Origin of the sequence: Kluyvera georgiana ATCC 51603, assembly GCF_001654985.1 — a bacterium.
Taxonomy (GTDB): domain Bacteria; phylum Pseudomonadota; class Gammaproteobacteria; order Enterobacterales; family Enterobacteriaceae; genus Kluyvera; species Kluyvera georgiana.
This window is the reverse complement of record NZ_LXEU01000078.1, coordinates 114070-134474: the sequence shown is the minus strand read 5'-3', so window position 1 is coordinate 134474 and position 20405 is coordinate 114070. Positions and strand designations below refer to the sequence as shown.

The window sequence follows — 20405 nt, the reverse complement described above, 5'->3', positions numbered from 1 at the left end:
GGTCACCCATCAATTGAGGAGAGGAATATGTCTCAAACTATCGATCTGGCGCTGGACGGTCTGTCCTGTGGCCACTGCGTCAAACGCGTGAAGGAGAGCCTGGAGCAGCGTCCTGACGTTGACCATGCGGAAGTGACCATCGATGCGGCGCACGTTACCGGCAGCGCGAGCGCCGAGGCGTTGATTGACACCATCAAACAAGCCGGTTACGGCGCGGAGCTCAGCCACCCAAAGGCTAAACCGCTGGCAGAGTCATCACTCCCGTCGGAAGCACTGACAGCGGCCTCCCCTGAGCTTCCGGCAGCACAGGAACTGGATGACAGCCAACAGCTGCTGATCAACGGTATGAGCTGCGCCAGCTGCGTTTCCCGGGTCCAGAATGCCTTGCAGGCGGTACCGGGCGTGGTCCAGGCACGGGTAAACCTGGCGGAGCGCACGGCCCTGGTCATGGGTCATGCGTCCGCCAGCGATTTAGTCCAGGCCGTAGAGAAAGCCGGCTACGGCGCGGAAGCCATTGAAGACGATATTAAACGCCGCGAACGTCAGCAGGAAACCGCGCTGGCGACCATGAAACGTTTTCGCTGGCAGGCGATCGTCGCCCTGCTGGTAGGTGTGCCAGTCATGGTCTGGGGCATGATCGGCGACAATATGATGGTCTCCGACGACAACCGCTCGCTGTGGCTGGTTATCGGCCTCGTCACCCTGGCGGTGATGGTGTTTGCTGGTGGTCATTTTTACACCAGCGCATGGAAAAGCCTGAAGAACCGTACCGCGACGATGGATACCCTCGTGGCGCTCGGTACCGGTGTCGCCTGGCTGTATTCGATGAGCGTCAACCTGTGGCCGCAGTGGTTCCCGATGGAAGCCCGCCACCTCTATTACGAAGCCAGCGCCATGATTATTGGTCTGATTAACCTTGGCCATATGCTGGAAGCGCGAGCGCGCCAGCGTTCGTCCCGGGCGCTGGAAAAATTGCTCGACCTGACGCCGCCCACCGCGCGGGTCGTTACCGACGACGGTGAAAAAACCGTGCCGCTCGCCGACGTACAGCCGGGGATGATCCTGCGCTTAGCCACCGGCGACCGGGTTCCTGTCGACGGTGAAATCAGCCAGGGCGAAGCCTGGTTTGATGAAGCCATGCTCACCGGCGAGCCGATTCCGCAGCAGAAAGGCGACGGCGACAGCATTCATGCCGGTACGGTGGTGCAGGACGGCTCGGTATTGTTCCGCGCCAGCGCCGTGGGTAGCCATACCACGCTGTCGCGTATTATCAAAATGGTGCGCCAGGCGCAGAGCAGCAAGCCGGAAATCGGCCAGCTGGCGGATAGAATCTCCGCCGTGTTCGTGCCGGTGGTGGTGGCGATCGCCATTTTCAGCGCCGCCATCTGGTACTTCTTCGGCCCGGTGCCGCAGATTGTCTACACCCTGGTGATCGCTACCACGGTGCTGATCATCGCCTGTCCGTGTGCGCTGGGTCTGGCAACGCCGATGTCGATTATTGCCGGTGTCGGTCGCGCCGCAGAGTACGGCGTGCTGGTCCGCGATGCCGACGCGCTACAGCGCGCCAGCGAACTGACCACGCTGGTGTTTGATAAAACCGGTACCTTGACCGAAGGTAAACCGCAGGTCGTTGCGGTGAAAACACTCGGCGCAATCGGTGAATCGACCGCGCTGCGCCTGGCTGCCGCGCTGGAGCAAGGTTCGAACCACCCTCTGGCACGCGCTATCCTGGAGAAAGCCGCCGATAACACGCTGCCGCAGGTCACCGCGTTCCGCACGCTACGTGGGCTGGGGGTCAGCGGCGAAACCGAAGGACACTCGCTGCTGCTGGGCAACCAGGCGTTGATGCACGAACAGCAGGTGGATACCCGCAAGTTGGATAACGAACTGGCTCAGCAGGCAGCTCAGGGAGCCACGCCGGTACTGCTCGCCATTGATGGTCAAGCCGCCGCGCTGTTCGCTATTCGCGATCCGCTGCGTAGCGACAGCGTTGCCGCCTTGCAGCGACTGCATAAAGAAGGCTATCGACTGGTGATGCTGACCGGTGATAACCCGGTAACCGCTAACGCCATTGCCAAAGAGGCGGGCATTGATGAAGTGATTGCCGGCGTACTGCCGGATGGTAAAGCGCAGGCGATTAAGGACCTGCAGGCGCAGGGCCAAAAAGTGGCGATGGTCGGCGACGGTATCAACGACGCCCCGGCGCTGGCGCAGGCCGACGTCGGTATTGCGATGGGCGGCGGCAGCGATGTGGCGATTGAAACCGCGGCGATTACGCTGATGCGCCACAGTCTGGTGGGCGTTGCCGATGCGCTGGCGATCTCCCGCGCCACGTTGCGCAACATGAAGCAGAATCTGCTCGGTGCCTTTGTCTATAACTCGCTGGGCATTCCGATTGCTGCGGGGATCCTCTGGCCGCTGACCGGTACGCTGCTCAACCCGGTCGTTGCCGGGGCGGCGATGGCGCTCTCATCTATTACGGTAGTAAGCAACGCCAACCGATTGCTGCGATTTAAACCGAAACGGTAGGTTTTCACGCGATTTTATAGGCAGACGGTATAATACCGCCTGCCTTTTTATTCAATGCGCGAATACTATTACCACGGTATTTCCTGCAAATAAAGATTCCATGTAAATAAAACCCCGTGTATTATTAAATGATGTTGGTCGCCTGAATTATTCACCACTCCAATAATACAAGGATGTTTTATTATGATAAGAAAAGCGCTAGCGCTTGTTGTTCTCTCGGCATCTTTTTCCTCTTATGCAGGGCTTTTTGATTCAGCTCCTGAATTAAAATGCGGAAATGATAATTCGATAGCCGCATTTAAGGAATGGGTATATAACGATGCCCTAAGCCAGCTACAGGATAGGTATATCAAAACACCCGACATTTTCTTCAAAATTCCGCTCGCTGATTATGAAAAGCAGCTACAAGCCATTCCCATCCAGCTAGAGAATGTGCTCACTGAAACGCAACAAAGCGATAATAATACAGCTAACTGTGTCGCTAAAGTCTCGTTCGGTATCCCGACAAATACGCTTGAGCTACTGAAAGCACTGCCGAACAACCTTGAATATATTAATCAGGGCAATAGCCAGATGCTTAACAATAAAATCATCTGGAAAAAAATAAGCTATAAAATTCAGTTCGCCGACAATAATAAAGATATTATTGTAAGTGGTTGGAATAGCACCAATGCATTATCTGACTCAATGTATAATATGGCTACACTGGCCGTTAAGAAAGATCGTTTAATAGAGAAACAGAATCAGTTAGATGTTTCGTATAGCGAAGGTAAATATAAACAAAATGACATTGAGCTTAACAGAATATGGGCGGCGCTCCCGGACTCCATTCGTTCCGGGATGAAGAAAGAACAGCAGGCCTGGGTCGCTTCAAAAGTCACTCAGTGCGGTAAACTCAGCGATGCCCAATCAAAAGCCCTTCCGACCGAGACCCGCATTAGAATATACGAGTGTCAGAACAAGATGACGCTTTCACGTATCGAGCAGCTGGGTGGAGATGGGTACGGTATGTCGGATTAATATCCGCCCCTCGCTACATTGCACCCTCAGGTACATCGCGCTAGCATGGAATTTTCCTTCCAGGGAGCGCGGATGACTCTGTTCAATCAACTACAACGTCTATGGCGAACCCTACGCGGCTCGCCATACGGCTGGCCAGCGCTCGACGTGTCGCTGCCCGGTGGCCGCCATCTGCATCTCGTTGGCAGCATTCATATGGGGACACGTGATATGTCTCCCCTGCCTGCAAAACTCATGAAGAAACTGCGTCAAGCCGACGCGCTGATTGTCGAAGCCGATATTTCCGGCAGCGAAACACCGTTCAGCAATCTGCCGGAATACCCGCCGCTAGCTGAGCGCCTGAGTGCCGAGCAGTTGAGCGAACTGGAAAAACGGGTCAGCGCGCAGGGAATGTCGCTGGTCCGCTTTGATAATCAGCCGTTATGGCAGATAGCGATGGTGCTGCAAGCCACCCAGGCGCAGCGGCTGGGGTTACGGCCAGACTACGGCATTGATTATCAGCTGCTGCAGGCTGCGCGCGCGGCGTCGCTGCCGGTTCAGGAACTGGAGGGCGCAGACAGCCAGGTCAGCCTTCTGTGCCAGTTGCCCGACGGCGGCATGGCGCTGCTCGACGATACGCTGACGCACTGGCACACCAACGCACGACTGTTACAGGTGATGATCGGCTGGTGGCTTGAGCAGCCGCCGACGAACGGCAGGACGTCGTTGCCCAATACCTTTAGTCGGTCGCTGTATGATGTGCTGATGGTGAAACGTAATGAAGCCTGGCGCGACGCGCTGCTGGCGCTGCCGCCGGGGCGCTATGTGGTCGCCGTAGGGGCGCTACATCTGTATGGCGAAGGCAATCTGCCGGAGATGCTGAAATAAAAAAAATGGCCAATATCTCTATTGGCCCGTCAAAGAGGAATTTCATCATTATTATTATCCCGAAGTTATCACTCCGGATCTTCCGATTGTCGCTCAAAGTTGCTGCAACTGCCAATACCTATTGCGCAAGATTGTACTATTTTTTAGTTCGTTTTAAGGCGTATGCTGATTGCATACCCTGTCTGTAGTAAGAAGGAACGTTATGACTCCCGCAGTTAAGCTACTCGAAAAGAACAAGATCCCGTTTAGCATTCATACCTACGATCACGATCCGAATGAAACGAACTTTGGTGATGAGGTGGTGCGTAAATTAGGACTGAACGCTGACCAGGTTTACAAAACCCTGCTGGTGGCGATGAACGGCGATATGAAACAGCTGGCCGTAGCGGTCACGCCGGTCGCCGGGCAGCTGGATTTAAAAAAGGTCGCGAAGGCTTTAGGGGCGAAAAAAGTCGATATGGCCGATCCGATGGTGGCCCAGCGCGTCACCGGCTATCTGGTCGGCGGCATTAGCCCACTGGGGCAAAAAAAGCGTCTGCCCACGGTGATTGATGCGCCGTCGCAGGAATTTGCGTCGATTTATGTTTCAGGCGGCAAACGCGGGCTCGATATTGAGCTGGCGGCGGGTGATTTAGCGAAAATTCTTGGCGCGACGTTTGCGGATATTGCGCGACGGGATTAATCGTGCAGCCGGTTTCCCCGGCGGCGCTTCGCTTGGCCGGGCTACCCTGTTACATGTAGCCCGGCCAAGCGAAGCGCCGCCGGGAACCGTTCAAAACCTTACTGCCAGCTCACTTCCCCTTTCGGTTCGTAAGCATTCACATCCAGAGGCGAGTTCTGCTCAATGTACTGCTTAAGCACCTCGGCATCGATAAACCCGGTATTCACATACCCTGGTTTGTTGTCGATTTTCGGGTAGCCGTCACCGCCGGTAGCGTTAAAGCTCAGCGTCGCCAGACGATAGGTTTTCTCCGGGTCGACAGGTTCGCCTTTGATTTTCAGGTCCTGAAGCTGGCCGTTCTTCGCCACAAAGCTGACGTTGGCAAACTGCGGATAAGCGCCGGAATCGGGCTTCATCTGCGCCACGGCGCTCAGATACTCCACTACCTCTTTACCGCTCATATCGGCATACACCACCACGTTACCGAACGGCTGCACCTTCAGCACGCTCTTGTAGGTGATATTTCCCGCTTCAATGGAATCACGAATGCCGCCGCCGCTCATCACGCCAAAGTCGGCGCCGGTACGCGCCATCTGCGCTGCCAGAATCAGGTGACCCATATTGGTCTGCACGAAGCGAACTTTGCTGCGGTCGCCTTCCAGATGCCCGTTCACGCTGCCCACTTTCACTTCCAGCTGCGCCTTGCCTTTACTCTGGAACGGCGTCAGCAGCGAGAGCATCTGCGGGTTTTCCGGAATTTGCGGCGTGTAAAGTACGCGCTCACTCTGCCCGTTATCGTAGGTGACTTTCTTCTTCAGGTTCACCGGGATCAGCTGATAGTGCACCATTTTCAGCTCACCGTTGCGGAACTCCAAATCGGCGCGGCCCACATATTTGCCCCACTCATGGGCCTGCACAATCCAGATACCGTTCTGTTTATCTGGCGCACACGGGGTGCCCGGCACGTAGTCGACCTGCTTTTTATTCTCCGAAGCCATGCACACCGGATCCTGTGAGTGACCACCCACAATCATCGCTAACGCGCCGGTCGGCAGGCTGCGCGCCATCTCGACATCACCCGGCGCGTTTGAACCGTGTTCGCCGTTATCGTAGTGGCCCATGTGGGTCGCGGCCAGAATCAGGTCAGGCTTCTCTTTCTGCTGGAGCTCCTGAATCACCAGCTTCGCTTCTTCCGCCGGTTTGCGGAATTCAATATCGGTGAAGTATTCCGGGTTGCCAATTTTGGCGGTGTCATCGGTGGTTAAACCGATAACGGCAATTTTCAGGTCCTGGCGTTTAAAGATCGCCCACGGTTTAAACAGGCGTTCACCGGTACTTTTCTGGTAAATATTGGCGGAGAGGAACGGGAATTTGGCCCATTTTTCCTGCTGACGCAACACGCTCAGCGGGTTATCAAACTCATGGTTGCCGACAGCCATCGCGTCGTAGCCCACCAGATTCATGCCGCGGAAGTCTGGCTCAGCGTCCTGCAGGTCCGATTCGGGTACCCCGGTATTAATATCGCCGCCCGACAGCAGCAGCACGCTGCCGCCCTCCGCCGCGACTTCCTTACGAATGCCGTCGACCAGCGTTTTTTGCGCGGCCAGACCGTACTCGCCGTATTCACTGCGCCAGAAGTGCCCATGGTGATCGTTGGTATGCAGAATGGTGATTTTATACGTTTTATCTTGCTGATAAGCCTGTGAAGGCAGGCTGACTAACGACAGTGCCGTCAGCATCGCCAGCGCCACGCCTCGTTTGACGAATTGCATGTTTCTCTCCCTGAGTGAATAACAACCGCAGAAATTACAACGCTATGAAATATTAGTCTAATTTGTTTTCAGAAATGAGACTTCCTTCAAACGTCTTAGACAGGTATCTTAGTCTGATAATTATTATTAAAGCGTTTATCTCCAACATCGCACTACCAAATATAAGTGGAATCTATGGCAATCACTGAAACCAGCCCTACGCGGCCTGGCCCATCTGCGTCTTCGCAAAAGGGCCGTACCTCATTCGGTATTCTGGGAGCGATCAGTCTCTCCCACCTGCTCAACGACATGATTCAGTCGCTGATTCTGGCGATTTATCCGCTGCTGCAGTCCGAATTCTCTCTGACCTTCGTGCAGATTGGGATGATTACCCTCACCTTCCAGCTCACCTCATCCCTCTTCCAGCCGGTCATCGGCTACATCACCGATAAGCGTTCGATGCCGTGGTCGCTGCCGGTGGGCATGTGCTTTACCCTGAGCGGGCTGGTGCTGCTGGCGCTGGCGGGCAGCTTCGGTACGGTGCTACTGGCCGCCGCGCTGGTGGGTACCGGCTCCTCGGTGTTCCATCCGGAATCATCCCGCGTGGCGCGAATGGCCTCCGGTGGCCGTCACGGCCTGGCGCAGTCAATCTTCCAGGTGGGCGGTAACTTCGGCAGTTCGCTAGGGCCGTTGCTGGCGGCGGTTATCATTGCGCCGTACGGGAAAGGCAACGTAGCCTGGTTCGTGCTGGCGGCGCTGTTGGCTATCGTTGTGCTGGCGCAGGTCAGCCGCTGGTACGCGGCACAGCACCGTATGGCGAAAGGTAAACCGAAAGCTGCGATTATCAATCCGCTGCCGAAAAACAAAGTGATTCTTGCCGTCTGCATCCTGCTGATGCTGATTTTCTCGAAATACTTCTATATGGCGAGCATTAGCAGCTACTACACCTTTTATCTGATGCAAAAATTCGGATTATCGGTACAAAACGCGCAGATTCACTTATTCGCCTTCCTGTTTGCGGTTGCCGCAGGGACCGTCATTGGCGGGCCGGTAGGTGATAAAATTGGCCGTAAATATGTGATTTGGGGCTCTATCCTCGGCGTCGCGCCGTTTACCCTCCTTTTACCCTACGCGACCCTTTGGTGGACCGGAATTTTGACGGTGATTATTGGATTTATCCTCGCCTCGGCGTTTTCTGCCATTCTGGTGTACGCGCAGGAGCTATTACCGGGGCGTATCGGTATGGTTTCCGGGCTATTCTTCGGTTTCGCTTTCGGCATGGGTGGCCTTGGCGCCGCCGTGTTGGGGCTGGTGGCCGACCATACCAGTATCGAGTTGGTTTATAAAATATGTGCTTTCCTACCACTTATTGGTATGTTGACCATATTCTTACCTGATAACCGCCAAAAACACTAAATTCCGGGCAGCCAAACCTTCATTTTGGCTGCCACCTTTCTCCCCGCTACCGCGCGTCGTCTCTGACTTCTCATATTCAACTTTCATTTTTGTGCCATTTACTCTTAAAAATTCAATTTTTTAGCTAAATTCAAGAATTATTCACAAACAAAATAGTGGAAATTGTCATAAACTATTACGAGGTTTTTTGGTTTTCAGGCTGTTGCGACACTCTGCGCCAAAAATGGGACCACGCATCACGACGAAAGGAGACGGAATGCATCACGCCACACCGCTAATCACCACCATTGTTGGTGGCCTTGTGCTCGCTTTTTTCCTTGGCATGATTGCCAATAAGTTAAGAATTTCTCCACTGGTAGGATATTTGTTAGCGGGCGTACTGGCCGGACCCTTTACTCCAGGATTTGTCGCTGATACCAAACTGGCACCAGAACTCGCGGAATTAGGCGTTATTTTGCTGATGTTCGGCGTCGGTCTCCATTTCTCACTGAAAGATTTGATGGCGGTAAAGTCCATCGCCATACCCGGCGCGATAGCGCAGATAGCGGTCGCCACCCTGCTCGGGATGCTGCTCTCCACCTTCTTAGGCTGGTCCATAATGACCGGCATCGTCTTTGGCCTGTGCCTGTCTACCGCCAGTACCGTGGTGCTGCTGCGCGCGTTAGAAGAACGACAGCTTATTGATAGTCAGCGGGGGCAGATCGCCATCGGCTGGCTGATCGTTGAAGATCTGGTGATGGTCCTGACGCTGGTGCTGCTGCCTGCCGTCGCCGGAATGATGGAAAAAGAAAATATCGGTTTCGCCTCGCTGGCTATCGATATGGCGATAACCATCGGTAAAGTGGTGGCGTTTATCGCCATTATGATGCTGGTTGGCCGCCGCCTGGTGCCGTGGATCCTCTCCCGCAGCGCCGCCACCGGCTCTCGCGAACTGTTCACGCTCTCGGTACTGGCGCTGGCGCTGGGCATCGCCTTCGGCGCGGTCGAACTGTTTGACGTCTCCTTCGCGCTGGGCGCGTTCTTCGCCGGGATGGTGCTGAACGAATCCGAACTGAGCCACCGCGCGGCGCACGATACCCTGCCGCTACGTGACGCGTTTGCGGTGCTGTTCTTTGTCTCCGTCGGCATGCTGTTTGATCCGCTGATTCTGATTGAGCAGCCGCTGGCGGTGCTGGGAACGCTGGCAATCATCATCTTCGGTAAATCGCTCGCCGCGTTTGGCCTGGTGCGCCTGTTCGGCCACTCCCAGCGTACCGCGTTGACCATCGCCACCAGCCTCGCGCAGATTGGTGAATTTGCCTTTATCCTCGCCGGTCTGGGCATGGCGCTGGATCTCCTGCCGCAAGCCGGGCAAAACCTGGTGCTGGCGGGGGCGATCCTCTCCATTATGCTCAATCCGGTGCTGTTCTCCGTGCTGGAGAAATACCTCGAGAAAACGGAAACGCTTGAGGAACAGACGCTGGAAGAGGCGCTGGAAGATGAGAAGCAGATTCCGGTAGATATCTGCAACCACGCGCTGCTGGTTGGCTACGGTCGCGTCGGCAGCCTGCTCGGCGAGAAGCTGATGGCGCAAGGGATTCCGCTGGTGGTGATTGAAACCTCGCGCACCCGTGTGGATGAACTGCGCGAGCGCGGCATTCGCGCCGTGCTGGGCAACGCCGCCAACGAAGAAATTATGACGCTGGCGCACCTCGACTGCGCCCGCTGGCTGCTGCTGACTATTCCGAACGGCTATGAGGCCGGAGAAATCGTCGCCAGCGCCCGCGAGAAGTATCCGCATCTTGAGATTATCGCCCGTGCGCATTACGACGATGAAGTCGCGTATATCAGCGAACGAGGTGCCAATGAGGTGGTCATGGGTGAGCGTGAGATAGCGAAAACCATGCTGGGGCTATTGAGCGATCCGCCGTTAAGTGAGGCGGTTAGCGGATAGCATCGTAAGCCGGATAAGGCAAAGCCGCCATCCGGCAATGTTCGTGCCTGATGGCGCTACGCTTATCAGGCCTACGCGTTGACGCTGGCCTGAATAACCCTATTACCGCTCCCAGTATGCCTCTTCGAGGCTATCTTCTTTCTCCGGCAGGCCGCGCGTCAGACGCGGCGAATGCTGGTTCAGCACCTGATAACTCACGCGGTTGGCATACTTACACACCTGCGCCAGCGACGAGTAGGTCAGCCAGTTATGCTGGTGCTTGCTGGAGTTTGGCACGTTGCTGCGATGGTAAGCATTAGCGGTAATATCGTGCAGCAGCGCCGCCAGCGCGCCGTCACCTGCGCCGTTGGTATTCATAATCTTCTCAGGGCCGCCCATAAACGGCGCAATGTGCGAGTAGATGCGCAGCGGATCCTGACAGTCTTTATAGCGCACCGCTCGGCTGAATTCGTACTGGTTAAATTCGGCAATGGCTCCCGGCAGTAGCGGGTGCTGAGTTTTGCGCCTGGCTTCGTTTTCGGTGAAGCCCGCCATATACAGCCCGGTCGGCCCGGCGGTACACAGCACCAGGTCCACCCAATCCAGCGCTTTATCCGCCGCCTGTAACGGGTCGCTCAAGCCGGTCAGCGCTTCCGCTTCTTCTTCGTTCATCGCCAGAATCGACACGTGCTCTTTAATAAAGCTCTGCCACCATTCCGGGCTATCGGCAATCACAAACTTGGTGCCCAGCGTCAGCACCACCGGCACATTGTGTTTCTTCGCGTAGGCGATGGCCTGCATCGTGGCGTCCGGCATCGGCTCGCCCGGCTTGCAGCGCACCAGGTAAGAGGTAAGCACCAGCGCAGAGGCGCCGGCAATCACCGATTCCGGCACGCTTTCCGGACGCAGTTTGTTCATGTATCCTGGGCTGATAGCAAAAGTACGCTCTCCGCTTTCGCTGATCAGCGTAAAGCAGCGGCCAATCGGGCCATCGACGCCCTGTAAATGGTTAAGATCGGTACGGCTGGAGGTATTACACAGGTAACGATAGGCATAGCCGCCAATTTCAATATTGCTGCACATGACGCCCAACAGTACCGAACGGTCGTCCGCCAGTACCGAATAGTTGTGCATGGTATTACCGATGGTGCCACCGGCAAACTGATGGGTAATCAGGCTCTCGCGTACCAGTTCCTGGTATAGCGCTTCCGCGACATCATCTTCAATCACCAGCGAATGCCCGGCGCTCAGGCCGTAGCGCTGAATAAACGCATCGTCGACTTTGGCTTCAATATCCACCAGCGTCTGGTCGATACCGACAACCCAGGCGGTACTGGTTTCACTTTCAGGTTGAATCTGCTGGAGCAGCGGATCGCGAGCGTCCACCGGGAAGTAATGTTTAGATTTGCGTTTACCGGGAAATTTCATGGTGATTTCTGGATGACTAGGAACAAGCGGGGAATAGTAGCACACTCCCCCGCCCGCTTGCGATTAGCGATACGACGCCGTCAGATTCACCATCATTTCGATATGTGCGGCATCGTCATTGAGCGCCGGAATATACTCATATTTCTGCCCGCCCGCCTCGAGGAACAGTTCGCGGTTTTGTACCGCAATCTCTTCCAGCGTTTCAAGACAGTCGGCAGAGAAACCTGGGCACATCACCTGAATATGTTTCACGCCCTTTTCCGCGAGCATCTTGAGCGTTTCGTCGGTATACGGCGTGAGCCACGGTTCACGGCCAAAGCGCGACTGGAAGGTCATCATCACCTTATCTGGCGAAATACCCAGCACGGAGACCAGTTCACGCGTGGTGTCGCGGCAGCGCTGCGGATAATCGTCGCCTTCATTGGCATAGCGCTGCGGAATACCGTGGTAGGAAAGCAGCAGAAGATCGGGCTCACCGTGACGCTCAAATGACGCGCGAGCGCTCGCCGCCAGCGCCTGAATATAGTGACGATCGGTCGCGTAATCACGAATAAACGAGACGCCCGGAATCGCACGTTTGGTGGCCAGAATGCGCGCCAGTTCATCCCACACCGCAGCCACGGTGGAACAGGAATACTGCGGATAGAGCGGCAACACGATGAGCTGTTCAACACCCTGCGCCAGCAGTTCATCCACCGCGCTTTGCAGCGATGGCGTGCCGTAGCTCATGCCCAGCACCACCGGCACATCCGGCAGACGCGCCGCCAGCGCCTGCTGCTGACGACGGCTGTAGACCAGCAGCGGTGAGCCTTCTTCCATCCACACGGATTCATATAGCTTCGCCACCCTTGGCGCGCGAATCGGCAGGATGACGCCACGCAGCAACGGCCACCACAGCAAGCGAGGCGTATCCACGACGCGCTTATCGCTTAAAAACTGCTTCAGATAGCGTTTAATGGCTTCAGACGTGGGAGCATCGGGAGTGCCGAGGTTAACCAGCAGGATACCAGGTTTCTTATGATGCATTACCGCCTCTTATCGATTCAAATTGTTGATAATTGTAGCGGAAAAGCGGAGAAGAAAAACTAATTGCTGTGAGAGGTAAGATGAGAATTTTTGCCTGATGGCGCTGCGCTTATCAGGCCTACGGGAGAGTGTAGGCCGGATAAGGCATTTACGCCGCCATCCGGCATCGGATGGCGGCACAACATTAGCCGAGAATTTTTTCCAGCTCTGCGCGTACGTCAGCCACGGCCTGAGTGCCGTCAACTTTCGCGTATTTGGTGTTACCCGCCTGCGCTTCTTTGGAGTAGTAGCCGATCAGCGGCGCGGTCATCTGATGGTATTCCACCAGGCGCTTACGTACGGTCTCTTCCTGATCGTCTTTACGGGTGGTCAGCTCTTCGCCGGTCACATCATCTTTACCTTCAACCTTAGGCGGGTTGAATTTGATGTGGTAAACACGGCCAGAAGCGGCGTGTACGCGACGACCGACGATACGGTCAACGATCAGTTCGTCCGGTACGTCGAATTCCAGCACGTAGTCAACGTTGATGCCCGCTTCTTTCATGGCGTCAGCCTGCGGAATGGTGCGCGGGAAGCCGTCCAGCAGGAAACCGTTGCGGCAGTCTTCCTGAGCGATACGCTCTTTGACCAGCGCGATAACCAGTTCGTCGGTAACCAGTTTGCCGGCGTCCATGATGTCTTTAGCCTGTTTGCCCAGCTCGCTGCCGGATTTAACGGCGGCGCGCAGCATATCACCGGTGGAAATTTGCGGAATGCCATATTTCTCCATGATGAACTGTGCCTGAGTTCCTTTACCCGCGCCAGGTGCGCCAAGCAGAATGATACGCATTGCGAAAATCCCCTCAAAGGTTGTCAATATTTTTTAAAAAGCGCTAAAAGATACCACCAGAACGGCGATGGCTCAAGGAAGGAGGGACGGCTGAAACGGTTAATGGTCAGATATTTTGCGTACGGAGCAGTTTGATGCCCTCACCCCGCCCCTCTCCCACTGGGAGAGGGAGAAAACCAGTTCCAGGCCAGTCCCCCCTCCCTTTTAGGGAGAGGGAGAAAACCAGCTCCGGGCCAGTCCCCTCTCCCTTTTAGGGAGAGGGTTAGGGTGAGGGTAAGGTTTATGACACCAGCAGTTGGTTCATGCGGCGGATAAACTGGTTAGGATCGTCCAGCGTACCGCGCTCGGCGAACAGCGCCTGGTCGAGCAGCAGTTCAACCCACTCTTTAAACTGCCCTTCGTCCTGGGTATCTGCGGTGCGTTTCACCAGCACGTGGTCCGGGTTCAGTTCAAAGATGTACTTCACTTCCGGCGCGGCCTGGCCCGCAGCGGCAAACAGCTTCGCCATCTGGGTGCTCATTTCATCGGCGTCGGTGGTGACGATGGCCGGGGTGTCGGTCAGACGGTGAGTCAGACGCACCTCTTTCACGCGGTCGCCCAGCAGGGTTTTCACGCGTTCAACGAACGGGGTCAGCGCTTTTTCTGCTTCTTTGGCGCTCTCGTCCACTTCATCCGCCAGCTTGTCGATGGACTCATCGGCTTTAGCAACGGACTGGAACGGCTTGCCGTCGAACTCGGTCAGGTAGTTCATCATCCACTCATCGATGCGGTCGGAAAGCAGCAGCACTTCGATGCCTTTCTTACGCAGCAGCTCCAGATGCGGGCTGCTCTTCGCCGCGGCGTAGCTGTCAGCGGTGATGTAGTAGATTTTCTCCTGCCCTTCTTTCATACGCGACACGTAGTCGGCCAGCGACACGTTCTGCTCGGAAGTGTCGGTATGGGTAGACGCAAAGCGCAGCAGTTTGGCGATCGCTTCCTGGTTACCATGGTCTTCCGCCGGCCCTTCTTTCAGCACCAGACCAAACTGTTTCCAGAAGGTCAGATACTTCTCAGCATCGTCTTTCGCCAGCTTATCCAGCATCTGCAGCACGCGCTTGGTCAGAGCATTACGCAGGTTGCGGGTGACGTTGCTGTCCTGCAGAATTTCACGGGAGACGTTCAGCGGCAGATCGTTGGAATCGATAAGACCGCGTACGAAACGCAGGTAGTTCGGCATAAACTGCTCGGCGTCGTCCATGATAAAGACGCGCTGTACGTACAGCTTCAGGCCGTGTTTATGATCACGGTTCCACATATCCCATGGCGCCTGAGACGGGATATACAGCAGGCTGGTGTACTCCTGCTTGCCTTCCACGCGGTTGTGGCTCCAGGTCAGCGGGTCGGTAAAATCGTGGGCGATATGCTTGTAGAACGCTTTGTATTCGTCGTCGTTCAGCTCGGCTTTATTACGCGTCCACAGCGCCTGCGCTTTGTTGATTTTCTCCCAGGAAACCACGGTTTCGCCGTCTTTCTCTTCGGATTTTTCAATTTCTACCGGCAGCGCGATATGGTCGGAGTATTTGCTGATGATCGAACGTACGCGCCAGTCGTCGAGGAACTCGTCCTCGCCTTCGCGCAGGTGCAGGGTAATTTCAGTACCGCGATCGTCTTTGGTGATGTCGGCCACGGTGTATTCGCCCGCGCCTTCGGATTCCCAGAACACGCCGTTCTCTGCGCTATCGCCCGCCGCACGGGTGCGCACGGTAACTTTATCCGCCACGATAAACGCGGAATAGAAACCGACGCCAAACTGACCGATCAGCTGGCTGTCTTTGGCCTGGTCAGAACCCATGGATTCTAGGAATGCTTTGGTGCCGGATTTTGCGATCGTCCCGAGATGATCGATAACCTCGTCGCGATTCATACCAATACCGTTGTCGGCAATGGTCAACGTACGCTTATCTTTATCGAAGGAGACGCGTACGCGTAGCTCGCCATCGCCCTCATACAGATCCGGGTTGGACAGCGCGCGGAAGCGCAGCTTGTCGGCAGCATCTGAAGCGTTAGAGATAAGCTCACGCAGGAAGATTTCTTTATTGGAATACAGAGAATGGATCATCAGGTGCAGAAGCTGTTTTACTTCTGACTGAAAGCCACGTGTTTCTTGTCCTTTCATTGCAAAATACCTCAATGGTGATTACAAGGTAAAAAAAGCGATGAGAGGAAAATGGGGATGGGTGGTGAGGATTTCAAGCGAGAGCAGAAAATCCTGCTCTCGTTTGATTAAAAACGAATCTTATGACGCCCGGCCAGCGAGTGCGACAGCGTGGTGCCGTCGACCATCTCCAGCTCGCCGCCTACCGGCACGCCATGGGCGATGCGGCTGGCTTCGACGCCATATTGCGCGCACAGCTCAGCGATATAGTTGGCCGTGGCTTCCCCTTCCACCGTCGGGTTGGTGGCGAGGATAATCTCCGTGAGCTGCTCTGTTTCCAGACGCTGCTCAAGGCGGTCAAGACCAATATCATCCGGGCCGATGCCGTCGAGCGGCGACAGATGCCCCATCAGCACGAAGTAGCGGCCGGAGAACTGCCCGGTCTGCTCAATGGCGTAGATGTCCGCCGGACTCTCCACCACGCAGATCTGGCCGTTTTCCTGACGACGCGGGTTCGCACAAATGTTGCACACCTCCTGCTCGGTGAAGGTGCGGCAATCGGCGCAGTGGCCGATTTCCGACATCGCGCGGGTTAACGCCTGCGCCAGACGCATCCCGCCGCTGCGGTCACGCTGCAGCAGGGTAAACGCCATGCGCTGCGCCGACTTCGGGCCAACGCCCGGCAGGCAGCGCAGCGCTTCCATCAGCTGAGTTAACAGCGGACTGGTTTGCATCAGAACGGCATCTTGAAGCCTGGCGGCAGCTGCATACCGGAGGATACAGAGGCCATTTTCTCTTTCTGGGTTTCATCAATACGGCGCGCCGCATCGTTGAACGCCGCAGCGACCAGGTCTTCCAGCATCTCTTTGTCGTCTTCCAGCAGGCTTGGGTCGATTTCAACGCGACGGCAGTTGTGCGCGCCGTTGATGGTCACTTTGACCAGACCTGCGCCAGATTCGCCGGTGACTTCCAGCTGGGCGATTTCTTCCTGCATTTTCTGCATTTTGTCTTGCATCTGCTGGGCCTGTTTCATCAGGTTACCCAGACCGCCTTTACCAAACATAGGCTTCTCTCTCAGTAGGTCACGTTAAAGAATAACGACCGTAAGCAGCGCTTGCGGTCAAATGGGGCGAATACTCTCTTCATCCAGGTCCGCGTCGAAGAACCGGCGCAGGGTCTGAATGTTATTATCCGCGATGATCGACTCGCGCGCCTGCGCGAGTTTCTCTTCATAGATGGCCTGTCGCCACTCCAGCGGCGTACGCACCGCCGGATTATCATCTTCCACGATGGTCAATTCAACAGGCGCACCGTATAAACTGCTCATCGCCTCAGCCAGCTTCTGCTTCGCGCCGGGCGAGTTAAGATGCCGCTGCGTCGGGCGCAGATGCAGGCACACCTTACTGCCGTCTTGCTCTTTCCACGCGTTAAGCGCCACCTGCTCGACCAGCTTCGGCAGCGCCATCTGGCTGACTTCCGCCGCCCACGGATCGCGCTCTAACGATTCCGCCGCCAGCTTCGTCGACAGTTCCGGCGTTTTTTCATGTTCCAGCGCTTTCTTCAGCGCTTTTGGCGTGGCGACTTCTTCTTTTTTGACTTCTTCAACCGGCGTGGTCGCTTTCCAGCGATAAGCCTCTTTTTTCGCCGCCGGTTGGGTCAACGCGGACGGCGCCGGGCGCGCCTGAACGCGTTCAGACACCGAAGCCAGTCTTTCCAGCGCAGCGTTATTCACCGGCCGCGCGCGGGAAGCGGCTGCCGGTTCACTCTTTTTTGGGGTGGTTGCTCCCTGACTGCTCTGCTGCAGCTGACGTCGCGCGGCCAGCACCTGATTGGTGGAGTCTGGCAGCGGCGCGGCCGCTGGCGGCGGCGTCATCGGTGCGGCAGAAGGCATGGGCGCAGGCTGTTGCGTCACCGGGGCATAGGCAGGCGCAAACGTCTGCTGCGGCCTTTCCGGCTCCGGCAGCGGCGCATTCGGATGAAATGCCAATGCGCGCAGCAGCGTCATTTCAATGCCCATGCGGCGGTCCGGCGCGAACGGCAGCTCTTTGCGGCCAATCAGCAACGTTTGATAGTACAGCTGCACGTCGGTGGGCGGCACGGTACGCGCAAGGTTGCGCATCCGCTGTTCAATCGCCGCCATATCGCTGCCCAGCGCCGCAGGCGACAGCTGAACCATCGCAATCCGGTGCAGCAGACTCTGCATTTCAACCAGCAGCGCCTCCCAGTCGACACCGCGCAGAGCGGCATCGTTAACCAGCTCCATCGTTCGCTCGCCGTTGGCGGCCACCAGCGCTTCAATCAGCGACAGCGCCTGATCGTCATCCAGCGTGCCAAGCATGTCGCTGACGGAGACGGTCGTCAGCTGGCCTTCGCCGCTGGCGATCGCCTGATCGGTGAGGCTTAACGCATCGCGCAGGCTACCGTCCGCCGCACGCGCCAGCAGCTGCAGGGCGCGAGGCTCGTGAACGATATGCTCTTCGTCGAGGATATGCTCAAGCTGATGGCGAATCTGCTCAACGTCCAGCGCCTTGAGGTGGAACTGAATGCAGCGCGACAGAATCGTCACCGGCAGTTTTTGCGGATCGGTGGTGGCTAACAGGAATTTGACGTGCGCAGGCGGCTCTTCCAGCGTCTTCAACAGGGCGTTGAAGCTGTGGCGGGAGAGCATGTGCACTTCGTCGATCAGATAGACCTTAAAGCGGCCGCGCGCGGGCGCGTACTGGACGTTATCCAGCAGGTCGCGAGTGTCTTCGACTTTGGTTCGCGAGGCGGCGTCGATCTCAATTAAATCGACGAAACGCCCCTGCTCAATTTCGCGGCAGTTATCGCACACGCCGCACGGGGTGGCGGTAATGCCGGTTTCGCAGTTCAGCCCCTTCGCCAGTAAGCGGGCGATAGAGGTTTTCCCGACGCCACGGGTGCCGGAAAAGAGATATGCGTGATGAATGCGCCCTAACGATAAGCCGTTCGCCAGTGCGGTCAGCACATGTTCCTGGCCGACGACGTCAGCAAAGGTTTGTGGGCGCCATTTTCGGGCTAGGACCTGATAACTCATTGGCAGGCTCTGAAACGCTGGAAGGTGGATTCACGAAGGGATAATGCTACCACAGCCCCGCCGGGCAGGCGAGGCTATGTATCGGGAAATGCTTAGTGCCCCGGGAAATTCACCAGGCTGTAGCTGGTGATACCCTGTTTTTCCAGGCGCTGTTCGCCGCCCAGATCGAACAGGTTGATGATGAAGGCCGCATCGTGCACTTCGCCACCCAGACGACGGATCAGTTTCACCGTCGCTTCAATGGTCCCGCCGGTTGCCAGCAGATCGTCGACCACCAGCACTTTGTCGCCCGGTTTAATCGCGTCAACGTGGATTTCCAGCTGATCGGTGCCGTACTCCAGTTCGTAGCTTTCGGCGATGGTTTCGCGCGGCAGCTTGCGCGGTTTACGCACCGGGACAAAACCTACGCCCATGGCCAGCGCGACCGGCGCGCCAAACAGGAAACCACGCGCTTCGGTACCCACGACTTTGGTGATACCGGCGTCTTTGTACTTCTCGACCAGCAGTTCAATGCTGAGCGCGTAGGCTTTCGGGTCTTCCAGTAAGCTGGTGACATCGCGGAAAAGAATGCCAGGTTTCGGATAATCCTGGATGCTCTGGATGCTGTTCTTCAGATATTCAAGCTGCTGTGCAGTTGCGGTCATAGGTTTGTGCCTGATTGAAACAGTGTTACTCAAGGCGAGCAAAATGGGCTAAAAGTTACATTTGATTAACTTTTAACCAGGCGCGCCTGTGCTCGAAAACGCCAGAATTTACTGGCAAGCTGGCAGAATTGCAACACCATTAATGCGGTTCACGGCTTTTGTTGCTCTGCATCAACGACGGGAATTCGCCATAAAAAAATCAACAATCCGCAGAGGATGACCAGCAACAAGAGTCGGACCCACAACAGATTCACCAGCCACAGCGAAACGCCAAAGGTCAACAAAATCACCGCAATGGCGCGCGGCTTCGCGCCCGGCGGCATGGCTTTATACCGCTGCCAGTGACGCAGATAGCCGCCAAACCAGGAGCGATACAGCAGCCAGTCATGAAAACGCGGCGACGAGCGGGCAAAGCACCAGGCGGCTAACAGAATAAACGGCGTGGTCGGCAGCAGTGGCAAAACCACGCCGAGGGTGCCAAGGGCTACCGCCAACCAGCCAATAATGATTAGAATAGTACGCTGCATAATGCGAATAGTTATCAAATGAGTCTGCTACTGTAGCATAGCCGATAACAAGAATACGGAGAATCCGGTGAAAACGGCCCTGCTTTTACAAACGCTGGAACAACAGCTTGCGCGGCTTCAGGCGCGTATCGCGCCGCTTTCCGCACACGCCACGCTGAGCGCCCGCTTTGACCGTCAGCTGTTCCAGACGCGCAGCACGCAAATGCAGGCCTATCTTGATGAGGCGAACGCCCATTTTCAGGAGCTAAAGCACGCCGTCGAGCAGCAACAGCTGCCGCAGGTTTCCTGGCTTGCTGAACGCCTGGCGGCGCAGATTGAAGCCATCAATCGGGAAAGCGAAGCCTGGTCGCTGCGCGTGTGGGACAGCGCCTCGCCGGGATTACGTCGCTGGCAGCGTAAGCGGCTGGAAACACAGGAGTTTGAGCGTCGACTGCTGGAGATGAAGCAGCAGCGCCAGCAGCAGTATCAGCAGGCCACTACGCTTGACGAACAGCAGCGTCTGGCGCGCGAAATCACCGCCTTTGACGGTCGCCTTGCCCGCTGCCGTCAGGCGCTGGAAGAAATAGAACGCGTACTGGCACGCATCACGCGCTGATTAAGGAGAGA

The 20405-nt window shown here is 56.3% G+C and carries 17 protein-coding genes, 1 pseudogene and 1 other annotated feature; of the genes and pseudogenes, 8 read left to right on the top strand and 10 right to left on the bottom strand.

Annotated elements, in window-relative coordinates:
- Positions 1-27: 27 nt before the first annotated feature.
- The 4 genes from copA (at position 28) to ybaK (ending at position 5098) form a co-directional block, all read left to right on the top strand.
- Positions 28-2529 carry a copper-exporting P-type ATPase CopA gene (copA, locus tag M989_RS19520; protein ID WP_064548033.1) on the top strand — a complete coding sequence of 834 codons (2502 nt, stop codon included), beginning with the start codon at positions 28-30 and terminating at the stop codon, positions 2527-2529.
- Between the two features lie 183 nt (positions 2530-2712).
- Positions 2713-3549 (top strand): lysozyme inhibitor LprI family protein, encoded by an 837-nt coding sequence (locus M989_RS19515; protein WP_064548031.1) that lies wholly within the window; start codon positions 2713-2715, stop codon positions 3547-3549.
- A gap of 72 nt (positions 3550-3621) precedes the next feature.
- The gene (locus M989_RS19510; protein ID WP_064548030.1) at positions 3622-4416 is read left to right on the top strand and encodes a TraB/GumN family protein; all 795 of its coding nucleotides are present in this window, start codon (positions 3622-3624) and stop codon (positions 4414-4416) included.
- Positions 4417-4618: 202 nt separating this feature from the next.
- Positions 4619-5098: a Cys-tRNA(Pro)/Cys-tRNA(Cys) deacylase YbaK gene (gene ybaK, locus M989_RS19505; protein WP_035891819.1), complete on the top strand. Its 480-nt coding sequence runs from the start codon at positions 4619-4621 to the stop codon at positions 5096-5098.
- 98 nt (positions 5099-5196) lie between these two features.
- On the opposite strand, the gene ushA is transcribed toward ybaK, so the two are convergent.
- Entirely contained in the window at positions 5197-6849 is a 1653-nt protein-coding gene (gene ushA / locus M989_RS19500) for a bifunctional UDP-sugar hydrolase/5'-nucleotidase UshA (protein WP_064548028.1), read from the bottom strand.
- Positions 6850-7023: 174 nt separating this feature from the next.
- On the opposite strand from ushA, the gene M989_RS19495 reads away from it, so the two are divergent.
- Together M989_RS19495 and ybaL are read left to right on the top strand one after the other, a co-directional pair.
- The gene (locus tag M989_RS19495; RefSeq protein ID WP_064548026.1) at positions 7024-8244 is read left to right on the top strand and encodes an MFS transporter; all 1221 of its coding nucleotides are present in this window, start codon (positions 7024-7026) and stop codon (positions 8242-8244) included.
- A 256-nt stretch (positions 8245-8500) separates the two neighbouring features.
- Positions 8501-10177 (top strand): YbaL family putative K(+) efflux transporter, encoded by a 1677-nt coding sequence (gene ybaL / locus M989_RS19490; protein WP_064548024.1) that lies wholly within the window; start codon positions 8501-8503, stop codon positions 10175-10177.
- A 102-nt stretch (positions 10178-10279) separates the two neighbouring features.
- Here the strand turns inward: ybaL and M989_RS19485 are convergent, their stop codons facing one another.
- Positions 10280-11584: an inosine/guanosine kinase gene (locus tag M989_RS19485; RefSeq protein ID WP_064548022.1), complete on the bottom strand. Its 1305-nt coding sequence runs from the start codon at positions 11582-11584 to the stop codon at positions 10280-10282.
- A gap of 63 nt (positions 11585-11647) precedes the next feature.
- Positions 11648-12610, bottom strand: coding sequence for a ferrochelatase (gene hemH, locus M989_RS19480; RefSeq protein WP_064548020.1), 963 nt, complete (start codon positions 12608-12610; stop codon positions 11648-11650).
- Between the two features lie 84 nt (positions 12611-12694).
- Here hemH and M989_RS26575 point away from each other — a divergent pair.
- Positions 12695-12775 (top strand): annotated as a pseudogene (locus M989_RS26575) (hypothetical protein); the annotation flags it as partial.
- A gap of 19 nt (positions 12776-12794) precedes the next feature.
- On the opposite strand, the gene adk reads toward M989_RS26575, so the two are convergent.
- The 7 genes from adk to M989_RS19445 form a co-directional block, all read right to left on the bottom strand.
- On the bottom strand, positions 12795-13439 hold the full coding sequence (gene adk, locus M989_RS19475) for an adenylate kinase (protein WP_014069168.1): 645 nt from the start codon (positions 13437-13439) through the stop codon (positions 12795-12797).
- Between the two features lie 280 nt (positions 13440-13719).
- The gene (gene htpG / locus M989_RS19470) at positions 13720-15594 is read right to left on the bottom strand and encodes a molecular chaperone HtpG (RefSeq protein WP_064548017.1); all 1875 of its coding nucleotides are present in this window, start codon (positions 15592-15594) and stop codon (positions 13720-13722) included.
- A gap of 107 nt (positions 15595-15701) precedes the next feature.
- Positions 15702-16307 (bottom strand): recombination mediator RecR, encoded by a 606-nt coding sequence (recR, locus tag M989_RS19465; protein ID WP_064548015.1) that lies wholly within the window; start codon positions 16305-16307, stop codon positions 15702-15704.
- On the bottom strand, positions 16307-16636 hold the full coding sequence (locus M989_RS19460) for a YbaB/EbfC family nucleoid-associated protein (protein WP_064548013.1): 330 nt from the start codon (positions 16634-16636) through the stop codon (positions 16307-16309). The genes recR and M989_RS19460 overlap by 1 nt, the downstream gene beginning before the upstream one ends.
- Positions 16637-16693: 57 nt before the next feature.
- Positions 16694-18628 carry a DNA polymerase III subunit gamma/tau gene (gene dnaX / locus M989_RS19455; protein WP_064548012.1) on the bottom strand — a complete coding sequence of 645 codons (1935 nt, stop codon included), beginning with the start codon at positions 18626-18628 and terminating at the stop codon, positions 16694-16696.
- Positions 17300-17364: a sequence feature (DnaX frameshifting element), on the bottom strand. (Overlaps the previous gene by 65 nt.)
- Before the next feature lie 92 nt (positions 18629-18720).
- A complete protein-coding gene (apt, locus tag M989_RS19450) occupies positions 18721-19272 on the bottom strand; it encodes an adenine phosphoribosyltransferase (protein ID WP_052283817.1) in 552 nt (183 codons plus the stop codon).
- Positions 19273-19421: 149 nt separating this feature from the next.
- Positions 19422-19799, bottom strand: a complete 378-nt coding sequence (locus M989_RS19445; RefSeq protein WP_064548010.1) for a DUF454 family protein — start codon at positions 19797-19799, stop codon at positions 19422-19424.
- A gap of 67 nt (positions 19800-19866) precedes the next feature.
- On the opposite strand from M989_RS19445, the gene priC reads away from it, so the two are divergent.
- Complete coding sequence (gene priC / locus M989_RS19440; protein ID WP_064548009.1) at positions 19867-20394, top strand: primosomal replication protein N''; 528 nt, start codon at positions 19867-19869, stop codon at positions 20392-20394.
- Positions 20395-20405: the final 11 nt, after the last annotated feature.